This is a genomic window from Dietzia sp. B44 (genome assembly GCF_014145245.1).
In the GTDB taxonomy this organism is placed as follows: Bacteria; Actinomycetota; Actinomycetes; order Mycobacteriales; family Mycobacteriaceae; genus Dietzia; species Dietzia natronolimnaea.
The window spans coordinates 1-3,466 of the sequence record NZ_JAALEF010000300.1; the positions used below are offsets into that span (position 1 = coordinate 1).

The following is a 3,466-nucleotide window of genomic DNA, read 5'->3' on the forward strand; positions in this document are numbered from 1 at the left end:
CGGGTGCCGCTCGGCGAGATGCATCGCCACCACGCCGCCGAGGGAATGCCCGACGACGACGCTGCCGGGCGCGACCCGGCCCGCCACCTCGTCGACGAGCGCGTCGAGGTCGGCCACGGCCGGAAGATCCAGCGCCGTGGCGTGGAGGCCGTCCGGCAGAGCGCGCATCACCGTCGCCCACGTCTGCGCGTCACCGTGGAGCCCGGGGAGGAAGACGAGGTCGGTCATGGCCGTGAGGCTACCCACCCGGAATGCGGTTAGGACGGCGCGACTGAGCAGTACCCCTGCCCGTACGCGGTGGACGGCCCCCTGGCGCCAGGCCGCGTGAGCGTCAATCGGTTCGTCACCGTCGTCGACACCGCACTCGCCGAGCGGGACATGGTGGCGACCATCGTCGCCGATCTGCGGTAGTGGAGTGAGGTGGTGAGTTTCGCATAGGTGACGCAACCGGGCCTGGCCAGACCTTGCGCCGCGAACAAGGCGACACCTCTCGACCTCTTACACTGCCTTTCGGTCGGCTCTACCTAGCAGCTGGGGGCAACCCTGGACGTACGCCCTTGACGAGGTCGCTACTGCTGCGCAGCAGGATCCGAGTCCGCGCCGAATGCGGCGGCCAGCAGTTCGGTAGCGAGGTGGGGGTTATGGCTTGGAATCCACATTGACGGTTGCTTCGCCATTAACCGCTTGTTGAGTGCGTAAGCAAGGTCGAAGAACTCATCGTTGTGGCGAAGATGACCGTCGAAAATCGTCTGGAGTTTCGAGTCCTCGGGATCAAAAAAGGTCTCTAGATCGAAAGCCCAGCGCCAAGCAGTCTCACTCCGGTAGGTCACGACGGCCGCGTTGCAGACCGGTGAATCGAACTCAAGCTCGCGCCGAGACCGATCGTCGGGGACGGCGATGTTCACGAAAGCCCATGTGTGGGCGGTGTCAGGCGAGGGGCCGACGAGCATCGAGTAGAGAACCTCTAACCCGCCGACGTTCAGCGTGAGCAATCGAGAATTGTTGCCAGTGGTGGGCAGAGCCGTGCAGGTCCACATGGTTCCTGCCGTCTCTTCAGGTGACGGCACAGCTTCGGCGAGGTACCTGCCGACAAACTCGGAGAGCTGCGAGGTTTGCGGGGCTGCTGCAAACTCGAGGTACCGGCGAAGCTTGCTGTTCGATGGCACCTCCTTCAGGCGCGAACGATGAGCCCGGTCGGCCGGGATTCGAATTGGGGACGACTCCTGCCTGCGGACCTCAATGTCGCCGCGACCTCCGGGCCAATTGGTCAGACGCTTATTGTGCAGAACGACCGTTTGTTCGAGATCGGCGATCAGCAGCTGCTCGGCCTCGTCGAGTCTCGCCGGGTCGCATGTCGCGAACTCGACTTTTTCGATCGCAACATCTGGGAGCTTCGCGCTCCAGTCGCGGGAGTGCTTGCTGAACCTATTCACTACGTCGACTGTCTGACCGACATAGGCGCTTCTGTCAACAAAGTGGAGAACATAGATCCCGCACCTACTGACGTTTCGACCAAAGTAAGGAGCCAAGCTCGATATGTCAGTCACATCGTAGATCGTGAAATCTAGCTTGACTTGACCGTGTGCCTTTGTCGATCTGCCGGTCATCCTGGCCTCCCCATCTATAGTGGAACGTCTCAAGGTGGTGTTTAGTTGCCCATCTGCAGACGGACGCTACCTCGGCCCTATGACACCTCCGCAGTAAAGCTAGGTTTCACCTTCGGCATGCCTGCTAAACCGGTCCGCACACGGCTGGCGAGCGAAGGTCAAATCAACTAGCCATCAGTGCGAATGACCCAACGGTGGTAGGCCGCTTGAGCAGTCGAGCGAATACCTCGGAAGGGATTCGCCACCCACTTCACTCCTCACAGAGACAGAACGGATGCCCCACCGGGTCGAGGTACACCACGAACCGTCCGTCGGGGCTGGGCTGGTGTTCGTGTCGGCGGGCGCCGACGGCGAGGACGGCCGGCTCGGAGTCGGCGATCGAGTCCACGTAGAAGTCGAGGTGCACCTGCGTGGGGACCGGGCCATCGGGCCAGGTTGGGGCGCGGAAGTCGGGGACGGTCTGGCACGCGAGCGCGACCGCGCCCGGCTCGCCCTCCGGCGGCACGACGTCGACCCAGTCCGAGTACTCGACGTCGTCGCGAATCCGCCAGCCGAGCATCGCTGCGTAGAACTCGGCGAGCTCGCGAGCGTCGGGGCAGTCGAGTGCGACGACCACACGCCGCGCAGTGATCCCAGCCATGGCACCGCGCTACGACCTGCACTCCAGGCGCCTCAAGCACTCACGGACCGAGGCTCCTCCCGGCGGCCGGAGCTGGGGCGCTCCCCCGGTGCGCTCTGGGAATCGGCGACGACGACGAGGGCCCGCCGCCGTCCGAAGCGACCCGCACCTGGCGGCGCTGCGCCTGACCCAGGCGGGGATCGCGACCCACATCGTGGAGATGGGCCGCAGCTGGGACACGCCGGGCCCGGACGGCAAGATCTTCTCGGGGATGCTCAGCCCGGACAAGCGCTCCACCTGGCTCGCGGACACCACCAGCCAACCGGTCAGCAACTTCATGGGCTTCGGGATCGACAAGAAAGTGGAGCGCTACGTCGGGATCCTCGACGCCGAGAAGTTCTCGGGGATCAAGGTGTACCAGGGCCGCGGTGTCGGCGGCGGCTCGCTGGTCAACGGCGGCATGGCGGTCACGCCCAAGCACAGCCACTTCGAGCACATCCTCCCGAACGTCGACGCGGCCCAGATGTACGGCACCTACTTCCCGCGCGCGAACGCCGCCCTCGGCGTCAACCACGTCGACCAGGCGTGGTTCGAGTCGAGCCCCTGGTACCAGTTCGCCCGCGTGGGCCGGAAGACCGCGCACCGCTCCGGGTTCGCCACGACCTTCGTGCCCAACGTCTACGACTTCGACTACATGAAGCGGGAGGCGGCGGGCACCGCGCAGGCCTCGGCGCTCGGCGGCGAGGTGATCTACGGCAACAACGCGGGCAAGAAGTCGCTGGACAAGACGTACCTGGCCCAGGCCGCCGCCACCGGCCAGCTCACCATCTCGCCGCTGCACCGGGTCACGGCCGTCACCCCGGCCACCGGGGGCGGGTACCGGGTGACGATCGAGCAGATCGACGAGCAGGGCGCCGTGATCGCCACCAAGAACGTCACCGCCGACAAGGTGTTCTTCGCCGCCGGCAGCATCGGGACCAGCAAGCTGCTCGTGTCGATGAAGGCGCAGGGCCTCCTGCCCAACCTGTCCAACCAGGTGGGCGAGGGCTGGGGCAACAACGGCAACATCATGGTCGGGCGCGCGAACCACATGTGGGACGCCACCGGCTCCAAGCAGTCGACCATCCCCACCCTCGGGATCGACAACTGGGCCGACCCCACCGCGTCGATCTTCGCCGAGATCGCTCCCCTGCCGGCCGGGCTCGAGACCCGCGTGAGCCTGTACCTGGCGATCGCCAAC

4 protein-coding genes are annotated in these 3,466 nt (G+C 65.5%); 1 reads left to right on the forward strand and 3 read right to left on the reverse strand.

Annotated elements, in window-relative coordinates:
- The 3 genes from G6017_RS10515 to G6017_RS10525 form a co-directional block, all read right to left on the reverse strand.
- The coding region (locus G6017_RS10515) for an alpha/beta fold hydrolase (RefSeq protein ID WP_182617268.1) at positions 1 to 228 on the reverse strand (228 nt) is incomplete at its 3' end.
- A gap of 341 nt (positions 229 to 569) precedes the next feature.
- Positions 570 to 1,607 carry a GIY-YIG nuclease family protein gene (locus G6017_RS10520; RefSeq protein ID WP_182617269.1) on the reverse strand — a complete coding sequence of 346 codons (1,038 nt, stop codon included), beginning with the start codon at positions 1,605 to 1,607 and terminating at the stop codon, positions 570 to 572.
- 250 nt (positions 1,608 to 1,857) lie between these two features.
- Entirely contained in the window at positions 1,858 to 2,247 is a 390-nt protein-coding gene (locus G6017_RS10525; RefSeq protein ID WP_182617270.1) for a VOC family protein, read from the reverse strand.
- On the opposite strand from G6017_RS10525, the gene G6017_RS16800 reads away from it, so the two are divergent.
- A partial coding sequence (locus G6017_RS16800) for a GMC family oxidoreductase N-terminal domain-containing protein (RefSeq protein WP_241731474.1) occupies positions 2,246 to 3,466 on the forward strand: 1,221 nt, incomplete at its 3' end. The genes G6017_RS10525 and G6017_RS16800 overlap by 2 nt on opposite strands.